The sequence below is a fragment of the Kitasatospora kazusensis genome, from assembly GCF_039529945.1.
Lineage (GTDB): Bacteria > Actinomycetota > Actinomycetes > Streptomycetales > Streptomycetaceae > Kitasatospora > Kitasatospora kazusensis.
The window spans coordinates 1-14984 of sequence record NZ_BAAANT010000043.1; the positions used below are offsets into that span (position 1 = coordinate 1).

The window sequence follows — 14984 nt, forward strand, 5'->3', positions numbered from 1 at the left end:
CACTCGTCGACGCCATTGAGGCCTATGGCCGGGCAGTCGCCGCTGGCGAGACGGACCGTGAGCAGGCTGCCGCCGCGATTGTCGAGGCTGGCCGTGGTGCCATCGCTCCCCTGAGCGCGGAGGAACTCATCACGAACTGGCGGACGGCGCGCCAACGCCACGAGCCCGGCCAACAGGGCGATCACTGACCAGACTGAACAGGGTCGGCGCCCCGCACGCTGCCCCCATGACGACGAAGGCCCCATGTCCTCCTGGCCGCCCTCGACGCGCTCAAGGAACGATCCCCGCGAGCGCGGGGCGGACCACGGAAGGGATGAAGCGCCCGTGAGCCTGTCGGAGCGATCCCCGTGAGCGCGGGGCAGACTGGGCACCGCCCAGGTGCTCGGTCACCATCTGGGAGCGATCCCCGCGAGCGCGGGGCGGACTACCAGGGGGTCGTGACGCACGGGCCGATGTCGGAGCGATCCCCGCGAGCGCGGGGCGGACATCGCCCGCAACTGGAAGCCGTGGCGGACCCGGGAGCGATCCCCGCGAGCGCGGGGCGGACGTGGCTGTCGGACCGGCGGGTGGAGAATGCGGCGAGCGATCCCCGCGAGCGCGGGGCGGACAGGCCGATCCACATCCGCGACGTGACCGGCGTGGAGCGATCCCCGCGAGCGCGGGGCGGACTCCGACGAGGAGGAGGAGCTGTGGCAGGCCGCGGAGCGATCCCCGCGAGCGCGGGGCGGACCGCAAGGGGTTCTCGGTGACCGTGGCCGGGAAGGAGCGATCCCCGCGAGCGCGGGGCGGACCCGGAACGCCGCGACGACGTCCGCCGTCAGGCGGAGCGATCCCCGCGAGCGCGGGGCGGACGTGATGACGGTGAGAACTCCGGCGCCGGTGAAGGAGCGATCCCCGCGAGCGCGGGGCGGACGCAGGTGCGGGGACGAATACAGGTGAGGCGCTGGAGCGATCCCCGCGAGCGCGGGGCGGACTGCAGGTGGCAGCCCTGGCACATCGCGCGGAGGGAGCGATCCCCGCGAGCGCGGGGCGGACCACCGGTCGCCTCGGCGCCGAGCCCGAAATGCGGAGCGATCCCCGCGAGCGCGGGGCGGACCTGCACTGCTGGCCTGCTCGCCGTGTTCCCGCCGAGCGATCCCCGCGAGCGCGGGGCGGACCACGCCTGCCCGGTGTCGGCGGTGCCCCAGCCGGAGCGATCCCCGCGAGCGCGGGGCGGACGTGGCACGGCGGAGATCGTCCTCGTAGTCGTGGGAGCGATCCCCGCGAGCGCGGGGCGGACTCGTCCTCGCCTTATCGCTGAGTCGGGCGACGGGAGCGATCCCCGCGAGCGCGGGGCGGACTCAGCTGGCGAGCTGGCCACGATCTGATGGAAGGAGCGATCCCCGCGAGCGCGGGGCGGACACTTCGTGACCTGCAACGTTACCGCCACCAACTACCGCACAGCATCAGTTCGAGCAAGCCAACGTACACGCGGGCTCGGCCGCAACCCCGCGAGCGCGGGGCAGACGGGTGCACCATCCGCTAGGACGGCTCCGCGAAGGAGGGACCCCCGCGAGTGCTGAGCTATCCGTTAGTCACGTCGGCCCCAGCGACGTCTGAAGACGTATCCCCCGCCAGCACGGGGCCGGGTAGCCTCACATCAGACGAGAGGAGCGTACTCATGAGCCAGCCTGCGCACGATGGAGTCGAGTTCATTCCGCGGCCCGAGCAGAGCCCAGCCGCGCTCAAGGCCGCCCTGGCCGTGGTCGCCGCCGATCGCCTCCCCGAGATGATCGACGGGCAGACCCGCGCCATGGCCGAAGCCATCACCACCGGCAGCATCCAGCCGATCCGCGCCTTCGTCGCACACTGGGCCACCGTCCTCGAGATCGAACGGCAGCCCGCTATCGCGCAGGCCTACCACCGGGCGAACTACCTCGCCAACCACGCCGCCACCGTTGCCGAGTGCCGCGAGCACGCCGCCACCGTCGCCGAGCTCTACCGCGCCGCCTACGCGGCGGTGACCGGGTGACCTGGACCTGGGAATACCTCCCCAGCGCCCAGCACGTCACCGCCGGAGCGCCGGCCGACTTCCTCGCGGCCGTCGAACACCGAGCCGCCGAACTGGTCCGGGCCGCCGAAGCGCTCCACCTCGACGGCACCTCCTACCAGGGCAGCGGCGAGCCGATGCGCTACCTCGACGTCGCCGGCGGCCTACTCGCCTACTACGTCGTCCCCCGCCTGGAGCTCGTCGCCATCTGCCAGGTCACACCACCACCGACACCCTGACCTACGCAGCCATACCGGCCGAAAACCTTCCAGCATCACCGCATCAGAGCAACCAGCACAAGCACGGACACACCCAGGCAGCAGCGGCTTGAGCACCGCCGTGACGGAGCTATCCCCGCGAGCGCGGGGCGGACGGCGCGATCCTGTGCGGTACGTGCTGGCAGCCGGAGCGATCCCCGCGAACGCGGGGCAGACGCGCTCGTGGCGATCTGGTCGCGGGGGTCGATAGAGGGATCCCCGCGAGCGCGGGGCGGATAGGCCGGCAGCCCTGAGCCACGCCGCGAGGGTGGAGCGATCCCCGCGAGTGCGGGGCAGACCGGGCCGCCGACGCGCTGGCCAGGTCGGCCAGGGGGCGATCCCCGCGAGCGCGGGGCGGACGTCCGGCCGTCCGCGTACGCGGCGTACAGCTTGGGGCGATCCCCGCGAGCGCGGGGCTGACACCTCGTGGCCTGCGGTGGTGCTACAGCATCGGCAGCTCGTGGCGAGGCTACCGGTGGCGGGGCCGATTGTCAGTGGTGTCACCTACCGTGTGCGAGAGCTTACGGAAGTGGGGAGATGCTGGTGCGCGATGACCGCTGGGAGCAGTACGCGCCCGAGGTGGTGGCCGCTGTCGGGGCGCTGTGGGGGAAGTCGGCGGGTAAGGCCGGTGGGACCAGGAATCTGCTGCTGTCGCACATGCTGGACACTGCAGCGGTGGCGGAGGTGGTCTGGGGCGACTACCTGCCGCCTGTCTCCCGGCGGAGTCTCGACGAACTTGCTGGCGGGCCCGGGAGGGGCCGGCGTTTCTTCGCGTGGCTTTGCGGTGTGCACGACTGTGGGAAGGCCACTCCGGCGTTCCAGCACATGGATGCTGACGGCGCGCGCGCGGTGCTCGCGGCGGGTCTGACCTGGGACAGGTACGCGGTGGGCCGGAGCCGGTGGCGGCATGACAAGGCCGGCGGCAAGCTCCTCAGGCGTCTTCTGGTGGAGGCCCAGTGGGCCGAGGCGCAGGTGGAGTGGGTGTGGCCGTTGGTGGCGGGCCATCACGGGACGGTTCCCACGCTCGGTCAGCTGGGTGCCGGGAAGCCCGCCTTGCAGGGTTCGGGTCAGTTGTGGCCGGCGGTGCAGTCCGCGCTGGTGGAGGTGTTCACGCGGGAGCTCGGTTTTGATGCTGAGCGGCCGCTGGCGGCGGTTCAGGCGCGAGGGGTGCCGGGGCGGGCGGTGCAGTTGCAGCTGGCCGGGTTGGTGGTGATGTGTGACTGGATTGCCAGCGACGAAGCTCATTTCGTTGGTGTGGATGATCTGTCGAGGGTGACGATGCCGGCGGCGCGGGGTCGTGCGTCCGCGGCGTGGTCGGCGTTGGGGCTGCGGGGTGGGTGGGGGCAGCTTCCCGCGCCGGGGAGTACGGGGTTCAAGGCTCGTTTCGGTGCCGACCCTCGTCCCTCGCAGGAGCTTGTGACGGACGTGGTGGGGCGGATGGGCGGTCCCGGTCTGCTGGTTGTCGAGGCTCCGATGGGCGAGGGGAAGACGAAGGCGGCCTTGGCCGCTGCTGAGGTGCTGGCGGCGCGGTTCGGCGCGGGTGGTGTGTTCGTCGGGATGCCCACCCAGGCGACCAGTGATCCGATCTTCACGCAGGTCCGTGACTGGCTGCGTGGGATCGAGCCCGGCTTGGAGGACCAGGTCGCTCTGCTGCACGGGAAGCGCATGTTCAATCCCGAGTGGCGTCAGCTCCTGCAGGGTGCTGGCGACTGGGGCCAGGACGCGGACGACCGTTTCGCATCCGTGTGCGAGGACGAACCCGACGAATACGGCATGGACTCCTTCGACGAGTGTGCCGGGGAGAGCCACCAGCGCCATGCCCCGGCTGAGTGGTTCCTGGGCAGGCGGCGCGGGCTGCTGAGCCCGTTCGCGGTCGGCACCATCGACCAGCTCCTGTTCGCGGCGACCCGGACCAAGCACGTCATGCTGCGCGCGGCCGGGCTGGTGGGCAAGGTGGTGGTGTTGGACGAGGTGCACGCCGCTGACGTCTACATGTCGCAGTTCCTGGAGGAGGGCCTGTGGTGGCTGGGGCAGGCGGGCGTCCCGGTGGTGCTCCTGTCGGCGACGCTTCCGCCCGTGCAGCGCCGGAAGCTGGTCGGGGCGTATCTCGCGGGTGCCCGGTCGGCGGAGCCGGGTGTGGTGGAGTTGCCGGAGCCGCAGGGGTATCCGAGTGTGACGGCGGCGTGGGTGGGCGAGGGCGGGGCGGCGGAGTTCGTGGTGGAGCACGCCAGGTCGTGGCGTGAGGATCTGGGTGTGCGGGTGGAGGTCTTGGCTGATGGGCCTCCGGCCGTGCCGGAAGGGCCGGCTGGTCCGGGCGCTCCGGCGGGTCCTGTGTCGGAAGAGGCCGCTCTGGTGCAGCTGCTCGGCGAGCGGTTGGCGGACGGCGGGTGTGCGCTGGTGATCCGGAACACGGTCGCCCGCGCGCAGGCGACCTTCGAGGCACTGAGGGAGAGCTTCGGAACGGATGTCCGGCTGCTGCACGGCCGGTTGCACGCCGGGCACCGGGCGGACCGGACCCGGGAGTGCCTGCAGCTGCTGGGGCCACCGGGGCCCGAGCATGAGCGGCCCGGGCGGCTGGTCCTGGTGGCGACTCAGTTGGCCGAGCAGTCCTTCGATGTGGACGCGGACCTGCTGGTGACCGATCTCGCTCCGGTGGACCTGCTGCTGCAGCGGATCGGCCGGCTGCACCGCCATGGCGGGCAACGGCGGCCGGCGCGGGTGGCTGTCCCGACGGTCGTGGTCACGGGTTTCAGCGAGCGCGGGGACGATGCGCCGTGGATCCTCGGGGCGAGCGAGGAGATCTACGGCCGGTACCTGCTGCTGCGGACCGCGGCCCTGGTGATGGCTGCGACGGGCGGGACGTGGAGTGTGCCGGGGCAGGTGCCGGAGCTGGTGGCCCGGGTGTACGGCGAGGACAGCGGTGTGGTTCCTGACAGTTGGGCCGAGGAGGAGGCGCAGGCGCGCCGTGCGTGGGACAGGTGCCAGGAGAAGCGGCGGATGGCGGCCCGGGATTTCGTGCTGACCCGGCCGGGGGAGCACGGCGCTGCGACGTTGGAGGGTCTGCACTACGCGGGTGCGCCCGGGAGTCTGGCGGAGGGCCAGTTCGAGGCTCTGGTGCGTGACGGGGACCGGAGCGTGGAGGTGGTTCTCGTGCGCCGGGACGGCCAGGGGCTGCGGGCCGTGTCGGGCCGGCGGCTGGGGCCGGGCGGCGAGGTGACGGCGCAGACGCTGGATGACGTGCTGGCAGGGACGGTGCGTCTGCCTGCGTCGTTGACGGCGGCTGCGGAGGCGGAGTTGGTTCCGCTGCCGGGCTGGCGGGGTCATCCGTGGCTGCGGTACAGCCAGGCCCTGGTGCTCGACGACGGGTCCGATGTGGTGCTGGGGGAGTACCAGGTCGGTTATGACGAGTCGTTGGGGCTCGTGGTGAGCGGCGGTCCGGCGCGGCGGTGAGGTTGTGAGCGGGCCCCTGGGGGCCCGCTCGTTCCCCGCGAGCGCGGGGCCGACGGGTAGCTCGGCGGTGTCGGCAGACACGGCTAGGAGCCATCCCCGCGTGGTGCCGGCGGGGCCGATGGTGCCAATTCAAGCATTCGGCTCACTCCGGACATCGGGGAGTGCCAGGATCGAAACCAACTCGCAGCTGAGACACGGCTAGTTGGAGGGCTTCTGCATGCCTGAGTACAACCTGGTCGACGAGGCGTGGCTGACGCTGCGCCCTGTGGGGGCCGGGCCTCCGCGGGGGGTGGGGTTGGCGGAAGCGCTGCTGGACGCTCACGCGTTCGAGGGTGTGGTGGTGGAGTTCTCCACACAGCTTCCGGCGGTGATGCGCCAGGTGCTCCTGCCGGTGTTCGGGGATGCGCTGGGTGTTCCGTCGGGGCGGGCGGAGTGGGCGGAGCGGTTCTCGCGCGGCCGGCTGAGCGATGGCGAAGCCGAGCGCCTGCGGCGCTATCTCGACGAGCACCGGGACCGGTTCGACCTGTTCAGCGAGGTGGCTCCGTTCGGGCAGGCGGCCGGGCTGCGGACGGCGAAGGACGAGACGAAGGGGTCGGCGGCGCTGGTGGCGACGGCCGCGAGCGGCAACAACGTGCCGTTGTTCGCGAGCCGTACGGACGCTGACCCGCTGGAGCTGACACCGGCCCAGGCTGTCCACTGGCTGCTGCACACGCTGTGCTGGGACACGGCGGCGATCAAGACGGGCGCGGCCGGTGACCCGCAGGTCAAGGCGGGGAAGACGACGGGGAATCCGACCGGCCCGCTGGGGCAGCTCGGTGTGGTCATGCCGGTGGGGCGGACCCTGTACGAGACGCTGCTGCTGAACCTTCCCTGGACGCCCGCCTCCCAGGTGGGCGAGCCGCAGTGGAAGCGCCCGCCAGCAGGACCCGGGTGGGAGCCGCGGTACGCGGAGGGGCTGCTGGACCTGTGGACCTGGCAGGGCCGACGGATCAGGCTGATCCCCCAGGCCGGCGCGGGCGGGCCGAAGGTGACCCGGGTCGTGGTCTGCGCGGGTGACCGTCTTGAAGCGATCCCGGCGTCTGAGCCGCACACCACCTGGAACCTCGGCCAGCCGGCCAAGAAGGCCGGCGGGGCGAAGAGCGCGGTGGGGGAGCGGCGCCCGCGCCGTCACACCCCGGGCAAGGCCGCATGGCGTGGCCTGGAGGCCCTGCTCGCCCCGGCCCGGGAGTCGAACGGGAAGTTCGAGACGAGTGCGCTGCTGGAGCAGTTCAACGCGCTCCTGGAAGCCGGGACCCTCGAGGAGACGTACCCGCTGCAGGTGCAGACCTTCGGCATCGTCTACGGAACGCAGTCCTCCGTCGTGGAGGACGTGCTGCACGACGCCGTGCCCCTGCCGCTGCCGGCCCTTCGGGACGGTGGCGAGGTGCACGACCTGCTGCTGGAGGTCGCCGACCAGGCGGAGAAGCTGGCGTGGACGGTCAACAACCTGTCCGCCGATCTTCGGCGCGCCGTCGGTGCGGACCCCGTCCCGTGGGACAAGGGCCAGCGTCCCGGCGAGCTTCTGCTGCACGTCCTCGACCCGCTGGTACGCCGCCTGCTGGCAGGAGTCCAGCGTGCCGGCTCCGACGAAGCGGTCCTGGCACGGGGCCGGCTGGCGTGGGAGCAGGTCGCCTGGCAGGCCGCGCGCTCTGTCGCCGAGCCGCTGTTCGACGCGGCTCCGGCCGATGCGTTCCGCGGCCGTGAGGTTCAGCAGGCGGGGAAGGGCACCCGCACCTCGGTCTACTCGCTGGGCGCTGCCGAAAGCAATTTCCGCAGGCAGCTTGCCTTCATCCTGCCGCGGCAGGCCGACGTGCTGCGGGCGGCGGCCGCCGCCCGGCGCGAGACCGAAACCCGCGCAACCGAAGACGGATCGACCCTAGGAGCCGGCATCTGATGGCCGACAGCACGAGGACAGCACGTCTGTACTGGGACCGGTTCGTCGGCCCCGACCACAAGTGGCGCCGCGACCCGGTGACCGGCGGCGAACGGACACCGCCGGGCGAGGACCTGGCCGCCCTGCGCGCCGGCCTCGGCAGGCCCGCGATGGACGTCCCCAAGCTGTGGCCGTACTACACCAGCGCCGTCAACGACGACCTGGCGCGCCGCGACCAGGTCTCCGACGAGCAGCAGGCCGAGCACGCGGCGCTCACTCTGTTCGGCCTGCACCAGCAGAGCCGGAACGAGCCGATGCACCGTCAGGGCGTCAAGCTCGGCCAGGCGCTCCTGGCCCTGCGCCGCACCGAGAAGTTCAGTGACGAAGCGCTGGACCGCCGCGTCGCCACCCTCGCCGCGGCCACCAGCGTCCCGGCGCTCCTTGTACACCTGCGCGGGCTGGTCACCCAGCTGCGCACGGTTGGGCAGCCGCTGGACTACACCCATCTGATGTCCGACATCCAGCAGTGGCACAGCGTCGACAGGCGCTCGGCGGTCCGCCGCAAGTGGGCGCTCGGCTACCAGGCGTGGAAGCCGGAAAGCACCGACAAGAACGGCGCCTGACCGGCGCGGACGTTCCCGTACATGCCCGACAAGGGCCGCACACCCATCGCTAGGAGAAGCGCATGACCAGCCGCCTGTACATCGACGTGCACATCCTGCAGACCGTCCCGCCGGCCAACCTGAACCGGGACGACAACGGGAACCCGAAGGAGGCGTACTTCGGAGGCAAGCGCCGCTCCCGGGTGTCCTCCCAGGCGTGGAAGCGCGCCACCCGCCTGCACTTCGCCCAGCGGTACGCCGAGCAGGACCTCGCCACCCGCACCAAGCGGATCGCCGCACAGGTGGCCAAGCGTCTGCAGGCCCGCACCACCGTCACCCTGGAGGACGCGCAGCGGATCGCCGGTGCACTGCTCAAGCCGATGGGGATCACGGCAGGGAAGAAGGCGGGGGACACGGCCTACCTGCTGTTCTTCGGCCGCCGCCAGCTGGAGAACATCGTGGACCTGGTCGCCTGCCGGGCCCCGGAGCTCGCTGCGCTGGAGGACAAGGAGCTGGAGGAGGCGGTGAAGGACCTGCCGGTCCGGGAGCAGTTGCAGTCCGGCCACCCGGCGGATGTCGCCCTGTTCGGCCGGATGGTCGCGGACATCCCGGGGCTGAACGTGGACGCGGCGACGCAGGTCGCCCACGCCCTCTCCACGCACGCCGCCGATCTGGAGTTCGACTACTTCACGGCGGTCGACGACGAGAACGCCGCGGACGAGACCGGTGCCGGGATGATCGGCACGATCGGGTTCAACTCCGCGACGCTCTACCGGTACGCGACGGTCGGTCTGCACCAGCTGCGCGAGAACCTTGGAGAGGACAAGGCGGCGGTCGACGCGGTCGAGCTGTTCGTCGACTCGTTCGCCCGCTCGATGCCGACCGGCTACGCGAACTCCTTCGCACACCGCACCCGCCCGACCCTGGTGGCCGTCGTTGTCCGTACCGACCAGCCGGTCAACCTGGTCTCCGCCTACGAGAAGCCCGTCGCTGCCGGGGACGGGATCGTCGCGGAGTCCGCCCGCCGCCTGGCCGAGGAGTACGACACCTCGGTCCGCCAGTGGGGCGACGAGCCCCGGCACGTGGCGGTCTGCCACAGCTTCGGCGACGACACCGGGGAAGGCGCCGCGCTGGCCGCCGCGTTCGGAGCCAACAAGCCGTTCCCCCAGCTGCTGGAGGACCTCAAGGCGACGCTCGCCGACGAGGTAGCCACCCACCGATGAGCAGCCAGCCCGATCCCCACGGGACTCCGGCCGGCGGGCCCGGAACAGAAAACGACCTCGCCGTCCTCGTCCTGCGCCTCGCCGCCCCTTTGCAGTCCTGGGGCGACCGCAGTGCGTTCAACCGCCGCGACACCCGCCCCCAGCCGACGAAGTCCGGCGTCGTCGGCCTGCTCGCCGCCGCCTCCGGACGCCCCCGGGAAGCCGACATCACCGACCTCGTCGGCCTGCGCCTCGGAGTGCGGATCGACCAGCCCGGCACGCTCCTGCGGGACTACCACACCGTCAGCGACTACCGCGGGCGCCCGCTCCCGCAGGCCGGAGTCAACGCCAAGGGCATGCAGAAGCCCACCTCCCCGGCCAAGGACACCCACGTCACCCAGCGCTTCTACCTGCAGGACGCGGTGTTCGTCGCCGCACTCCAAGGCCCGCGCGCCCTGGTGGAATCCCTCGCCGAAGCCGTCCGCCACCCGGCCTTCCCGCTCGCCCTGGGCCGCCGCTCCTGTCCGCCGACCCAGCCCGTCACCCTCGGCAGCCTGCGTACCGGCACCCTCGCCGATGTCCTGCAGGCCGAGCCCTGGCAGGCCGGGCCCACCGCACGGGACGCCTACCGCAGAAGCCTCGACCGCGGCGGGCAGCTCGCCACCGTGGACCGGATCGACCTGGCGGCGACACTCGACGACCCGGCCGGCAACGACACCTGGCAGGACGTCCCCCTCTCCTTCTACCCGCACGGACGCGGCTTCACCACCCGCCGGGTCTCTCACCGGTGGCTCTCCGTCCCGACCGGACTGACCGCACCCCCGAACACCGCTCCGCCCGCCGACGCCGACCGCGCCGGACACGACCCGTTCGCCCTGCTGGGCTGGTGACCCCCATGACCTACCTCTCGCGCATCCGCATCAACCCCCTGCGCGCCGCAAGCCGCACCCTGCTCGCCAACCCACGCGCGCTGCACGGCGCCGTCATCGCCGGCGTCCCGGACGGACCCGACGCCGGCCGGGTCCTGTGGCGCCTGGAGACCACGGACAACCCGCGCCGACCGGTCCTCCTCGCCCTCACACCGTCCAAACCCGACTGGACCCACATCGTGGAACAGGCCGGCTGGCCCGACGCAGAAGGGGAGCACTACGCCGTCCGCGACTACACACCGCTGCTCGCCCAACTCGCCGTGGGCCGGGAGTTCGCGTTCCGCCTGACGGCCAGCCCCGTCCAGAACACCTCCACCCCCCACAGGGACAGCCCCCACCGCACCCGGACGGCCGCCGAACTCCACCACCGCTCCTACCGCCTCCCCCACAAGACAGCGGCCCAGCAGCTCACCTGGTTCCTGGAACGCACCCCCCGGTGGGGCTTCGAGATCCCCGCCGCCCGCACCGACACCCCCGCCCCCGGCCTCCAAGCCCCGGACGGCCAAAGCACGGACGCGCGGGAAGTGAGGATCACCGACCGGAACCGGCACACCTTCACCAAACCCGGCACCCGAAGCGCAGTCACCCTCACCACCGCCACCTTCGAGGGCCACCTGCGGATCACCGACCCGCAGCTCCTTAAGGACGCCCTCCTCCACGGGATCGGCCCCTCCAAGGCCTACGGCTGCGGACTGCTCACCCTCGCCCCGCTCCACGGCCGGACGTGACGGTGGCCGACATCTGGTGGAAAGCCCACCCGCACGACCTGCACCGCCTCGCCGACCGCGTCTCCAGCGTCTACGTCGAGCGCAGCCACCTCGACCGTGACGAGAACGCCGTCGTCGTCATCAACAAACGCGAGACCGTGCGCATCCCCGCCGCGATGGTTGCCGTCGTTCTCCTGGGCCCCGGCACCCGGGTGACCCACGGCGCGATCAACCTGCTCGCCGACTCGGGTACGACCGTCTGCTGGGTCGGCGAGCAGGGCGTCCGGATGTACGCGGCCGGCCTCGGCCCCAGCCGTGGCGCAGGGCTCCTCAACCGCCAGGCATGGCTGGTCAGCCGTACCAGGGAACGCCTCGGCGTCGCCCGTGCGATGTACCGCATGCGTTTCCCCGGCGAGGATGTCTCCACCGCCACCATGCAGCAACTACGCGGACGCGAGGGCGCGCGAATCCGGAAGAGGTACCAGGCCGAGGCCCGCCGCACCGGCGTTCCCTGGAACGGGCGCGTGTACAAGGCCGGTGACGCGTACGCCGCAGGCGACGATCTCAACCGGCTGCTCTCGGCCGCGAACGCTGCGCTCTACGGCATCTGCCACGCCGTCATCACCGGGCTCGGCGCCAGCCCCGGGCTCGGCTTCGTCCACACCGGCCTGGCGACCTCGTTCGTGCTCGACATTGCCGACCTGTACAAGGCCGAATACACCATCCCGTTGGCCTTCGACCTGGCAAAGCAGGGCCTGACCGAGGAACGGGACGCCCGGCTGGCGCTGCGCGACCGAATTGCCGAGGACAGGCTGCTCGGGCGGATCGTCCGGGACATCAAGTCGCTCCTCAGCCCTGATGGGGTCGAGATGCCGGAGACCGAGATCAACGAACTCTGGGACGAGCGGGCAGGCACAGTGCAGGGAGGCGTCAATTATTCGACCGATGCCGCTTTCGGGATCGTGAACCCCGGCATGGGCGACGAACACCTCGCCGTCATCGGCCCCGAGTTCGACCACCCCACCACCGCCCAGGGTCGACCGTGACCGTCATCATCCTGATCGCCGCCCCCGACGGCCTCCGCGGCCACCTCACCCGCTGGATGGTCGAAGTCAACGCAGGTGTCTTTGTAGGAGACCCCAGCCGCCGCATCCGCGACCGCCTCTGGGAGCTGCTCTCAACCCGAATCGGCGACGGCCAGGCCGTCCTCGTCGAGCCTGCCACCAACGAACAAGGCTGGACCGTCAGGACGGCAGGAAAGGACAGATGGAAGCCCGTTGACTTCGATGGACTGATTCTCTCAGCCCGCCTGCGCCGATAAACCACCAGCTCAGGAAGTGTCAGCCCCGCGCTCGCGGGGATCGCTCCCGGCAGCCCGCCGTGCGCGTCTCCAGCCTCATGTCAGCCCCGCGCTCGCGGGGATCGCTCCCGCCACTGACGGCCGGCAGGTGGCGGCTAGGGGTCAGCCCCGCGCTCGCGGGGATCGCTCCGCGTCGAGGATCTCGCCCATGGTCTCTGTCCCGTCAGCCCCGCGCTCGCGGGGATCGCTCCCGGGAGGGCTGAGCGGTGCCGATACGTCCGGAGTCAGCCCCGCGCTCGCGGGGATCGCTCCCCGTACATGGCGCAGCTCATGGAGGCCCGCCAGTCAGCCCCGCGCTCGCGGGGATCGCTCTTCAGGACCCCTCCGCAATTCGCTCGAAAGGAGGTCAGCCCCGCGCTCGCGGGGATCGCTCCGGGTGACCGGGACCGAATGCCCCGGAGGACAGGTCAGCCCCGCGCTCGCGGGGGTCAGCCAGATTTGGGCTGCCTGCGCCTGAGGTGAGTGCTGCGCCCCGGAGCGGGATCGTGCGTGTGTCTGTGGTGCTGTTTTTGTGACCGCCGCCGATGGTCGACTGGGGGTGCTCGGCCCGGTACTCGCGGGGTGGTCCTGGCCGGTGGGGTAGGTTTGGGGGTGCCTCAACGACCCACGTGGTGGACACGCTCCGCTTCCTCGTTCCCGGCGAGATCGAGCACGTCGACGTCCGTTCGCGGACCCGGAACGGCCTGCTGGAGCACGTGGTGCTGACCCTGGCCGGGGACGGCTTCACGGCGTTGGGCGTGATGAACCGGGTCAGCGGGTCGACCGAAGAAGTGCTGGAGGTCTCCGGCGGCGACAGCAAGCGCATGGTTCTCAACCTCGCGGAGGTCGTGGACCACAAGGGCCAGCCGACCGTCCGCCGGCGCGGTGACTGGGTCCCCGTCGCCCGCCAGCGCGGTATCGAGCAGATCGTGGTGAGCTTCCTGGACGCCGTCCGTGCCGGCCGGACCCTCGACGCCCGTGATGCCCTGCGCACTCACGAGCTCTGCGAGCTGATCGTCGAACGGATCGAGTCCTCCTGAGGCTGCGTCAGGGCAGCTGCACCCGCCCCGGCGACGACGTTGCCGGGCGAACCTCCGCGCTCACGGGGTCGCGCACTTCGAGTGCTTGTTCCTACGGTGGCCTTTCCGGATAGGCTCGACGGCGTTCGCGAGATCACCGAGGCGCTGGTTCCGGGCGCAGAGGAGTCGTCGATGCAACGTCCGGACCCGCGTTATGCCGCGCGGCTCGCCGCCTACGGGGCCGTGGGCACGCGCCTTTCCCTGCTGAGTGACCGTCGGCTCGGCGAGGTCGTGGCCGCTGCGGCCCCGCTCGGGTCCGGCATCGGCGGGAGGTCGGCGGAGCTGGACATTGACGGCACGCGGGTGTTCGTCAAGAGGGTCCCCCTGACGGACACCGAGTTGCGGCCGGAGAACACGCGGTCGACGGCGAACCTGTTCGGGCTGCCGATGTTCTACCAGTACGGGGTGGGCTCGGCCGGGTTCGGGGCATGGCGTGAGCTGGCCGTGCACGTGATGAGCACCAACTGGGTCCTCGGGAACGCGTACGAGGGCTTCCCGCTGATGTACCACTGGCGCATCCTGCCGGACTCCCCTCCTGAGGGGTTCGTCGACTACCTGGGAGGCATCGACGGGGCGGTCGCGCACTGGGAGGGATCAGCGGCTGTGCGTGAGCGGCTTGAGGCCATCGGCCGGTCTTCGTCGAGCCTCGTGCTCTTCCTGGAGCACGTCCCGCACACACTCGCCGACTGGCTGCACGACCACCGCACCGCCGCGCCGGAGGACGAGGAGGGATCGCCGTACCCGTGGGTGGAGGAGGCCCTGGCGCGCGGAACGGCCTTCATGAGCTCACAAGGACTCGTGCACTTCGATGCCCACTTCGCCAATGTCCTGACCGACGGTCGGCTGCTCTACTTCGCGGACTTCGGACTCGCCCTGAGCTCCGGTTTCGAACTGTCAGTGGCCGAGGCCGAGTTCCTCTCGGACCATCTCGCCTACGACCGCTGCCACACTGCGAGCCATCTGCTCCGCCACCACCTGCCCGATGGCCTGCGCGGCGGTATGGAACACGAGGCGTTTCTGCGCGAGTGGATCACGGGATGGCGGCCCGACGGCGTTCCGCGGGAGATCGCCGCCATCATCGACCGACACGCCCAGGCTGCCCTGGTCATGGGCGAGTTCAGCCGCCACCTGCGCACCGAGAGCAAGCGGACGCCCTTTCCAGCCGCTGAGATCGGGCGGGCCTGGGGCAGCGCGGTCGCGGCACCCCACTGACGCCGGCTCTCCACAGAAGGCCGCTGTCGGGAGGTCCTGGGGCGACCGGTGCGCCGAGGGCCGAGGCGTCGTGGCAGGAGGACACCGACGTGCTCGGCGTCCCTCACGGATCTGATGGCATGGACATGGCCATATTTCGATGTTTGGGTGCCTCAGGAGCCCACTCAGCACCATCCGAATGCCTTCCATGCTTCCACTGCGCCGAGTCACCCGAGCAGCGCAGATGGCTTCACCAGCCATAACCGGTCCAATTCGCTCTGGGATCA

At 71.3% G+C, this 14984-nt stretch carries 12 protein-coding genes, 1 pseudogene and 2 CRISPR repeat arrays; all 13 genes and pseudogenes read left to right on the forward strand.

The window, feature by feature from the left end:
- On the forward strand, positions 1-188 hold a 188-nt coding region (locus ABD330_RS26740), incomplete at its 5' end, for a hypothetical protein (RefSeq protein WP_344468568.1).
- Between the two features lie 86 nt (positions 189-274).
- Positions 275-1402: a CRISPR direct-repeat array (repeat unit 29 nt; unit sequence GGAGCGATCCCCGCGAGCGCGGGGCGGAC).
- Between the two features lie 258 nt (positions 1403-1660).
- Complete coding sequence (locus tag ABD330_RS26745) at positions 1661-2011, forward strand: hypothetical protein (RefSeq protein ID WP_344468569.1); 351 nt, start codon at positions 1661-1663, stop codon at positions 2009-2011.
- Complete coding sequence (locus ABD330_RS26750) at positions 2008-2268, forward strand: hypothetical protein (RefSeq protein WP_344468570.1); 261 nt, start codon at positions 2008-2010, stop codon at positions 2266-2268. The genes ABD330_RS26745 and ABD330_RS26750 overlap by 4 nt, the downstream gene beginning before the upstream one ends.
- 555 nt (positions 2269-2823) lie before the next feature.
- The gene (locus ABD330_RS26755) at positions 2824-5736 is read left to right on the forward strand and encodes a CRISPR-associated endonuclease Cas3'' (RefSeq protein WP_344468571.1); all 2913 of its coding nucleotides are present in this window, start codon (positions 2824-2826) and stop codon (positions 5734-5736) included.
- A gap of 217 nt (positions 5737-5953) precedes the next feature.
- Entirely contained in the window at positions 5954-7669 is a 1716-nt protein-coding gene (gene casA, locus ABD330_RS26760; RefSeq protein WP_344468572.1) for a type I-E CRISPR-associated protein Cse1/CasA, read from the forward strand.
- On the forward strand, positions 7669-8271 hold the full coding sequence (casB, locus tag ABD330_RS26765) for a type I-E CRISPR-associated protein Cse2/CasB (RefSeq protein ID WP_344468573.1): 603 nt from the start codon (positions 7669-7671) through the stop codon (positions 8269-8271). The genes casA and casB overlap by 1 nt, the downstream gene beginning before the upstream one ends.
- A 62-nt stretch (positions 8272-8333) precedes the next feature.
- Positions 8334-9473 carry a type I-E CRISPR-associated protein Cas7/Cse4/CasC gene (gene cas7e / locus ABD330_RS26770; RefSeq protein ID WP_344468574.1) on the forward strand — a complete coding sequence of 380 codons (1140 nt, stop codon included), beginning with the start codon at positions 8334-8336 and terminating at the stop codon, positions 9471-9473.
- Positions 9470-10342 (forward strand): type I-E CRISPR-associated protein Cas5/CasD, encoded by an 873-nt coding sequence (cas5e, locus tag ABD330_RS26775; protein ID WP_344468575.1) that lies wholly within the window; start codon positions 9470-9472, stop codon positions 10340-10342. Before cas7e ends, cas5e begins: the two co-directional genes overlap by 4 nt.
- Positions 10343-10347: 5 nt before the next feature.
- On the forward strand, positions 10348-11109 hold the full coding sequence (gene cas6e, locus ABD330_RS26780) for a type I-E CRISPR-associated protein Cas6/Cse3/CasE (RefSeq protein WP_344468576.1): 762 nt from the start codon (positions 10348-10350) through the stop codon (positions 11107-11109).
- A 2-nt stretch (positions 11110-11111) separates the two neighbouring features.
- Positions 11112-12134, forward strand: a complete 1023-nt coding sequence (cas1e, locus tag ABD330_RS26785; RefSeq protein ID WP_344468577.1) for a type I-E CRISPR-associated endonuclease Cas1e — start codon at positions 11112-11114, stop codon at positions 12132-12134.
- Positions 12131-12409 (forward strand): type I-E CRISPR-associated endoribonuclease Cas2e, encoded by a 279-nt coding sequence (gene cas2e / locus ABD330_RS26790; RefSeq protein WP_344468578.1) that lies wholly within the window; start codon positions 12131-12133, stop codon positions 12407-12409. Before cas1e ends, cas2e begins: the two co-directional genes overlap by 4 nt.
- Positions 12410-12427: 18 nt before the next feature.
- Positions 12428-12883: direct repeats of the CRISPR family, unit length 29 nt; unit sequence GTCAGCCCCGCGCTCGCGGGGATCGCTCC.
- Between the two features lie 170 nt (positions 12884-13053).
- Positions 13054-13467: pseudogene (locus ABD330_RS26795) on the forward strand (gfo/Idh/MocA family oxidoreductase); the annotation flags it as partial.
- A 171-nt stretch (positions 13468-13638) separates the two neighbouring features.
- Positions 13639-14718, forward strand: coding sequence for a protein kinase family protein (locus ABD330_RS26800; protein WP_344468579.1), 1080 nt, complete (start codon positions 13639-13641; stop codon positions 14716-14718).
- The last annotated feature ends 266 nt before the right edge of the window (positions 14719-14984 follow it).

Bases quoted from the DNA above. Each gene is read 5' to 3' on its own strand.
- ABD330_RS26745 (WP_344468569.1), top strand. From the start codon at position 1,661: ATGAGCCAGCCTGCGCACGATGGAGTCGAGTTCATTCCGCGGCCCGAG.
- ABD330_RS26755 (WP_344468571.1), top strand. From the start codon at position 2,824: ATGCTGGTGCGCGATGACCGCTGGGAGCAGTACGCGCCCGAGGTGGTG.
- casA (WP_344468572.1), top strand. From the start codon at position 5,954: ATGCCTGAGTACAACCTGGTCGACGAGGCGTGGCTGACGCTGCGCCCT.
- casB (WP_344468573.1), top strand. From the start codon at position 7,669: ATGGCCGACAGCACGAGGACAGCACGTCTGTACTGGGACCGGTTCGTC.
- cas7e (WP_344468574.1), top strand. From the start codon at position 8,334: ATGACCAGCCGCCTGTACATCGACGTGCACATCCTGCAGACCGTCCCG.
- cas5e (WP_344468575.1), top strand. From the start codon at position 9,470: ATGAGCAGCCAGCCCGATCCCCACGGGACTCCGGCCGGCGGGCCCGGA.
- cas6e (WP_344468576.1), top strand. From the start codon at position 10,348: ATGACCTACCTCTCGCGCATCCGCATCAACCCCCTGCGCGCCGCAAGC.
- ABD330_RS26800 (WP_344468579.1), top strand. From the start codon at position 13,639: ATGCAACGTCCGGACCCGCGTTATGCCGCGCGGCTCGCCGCCTACGGG.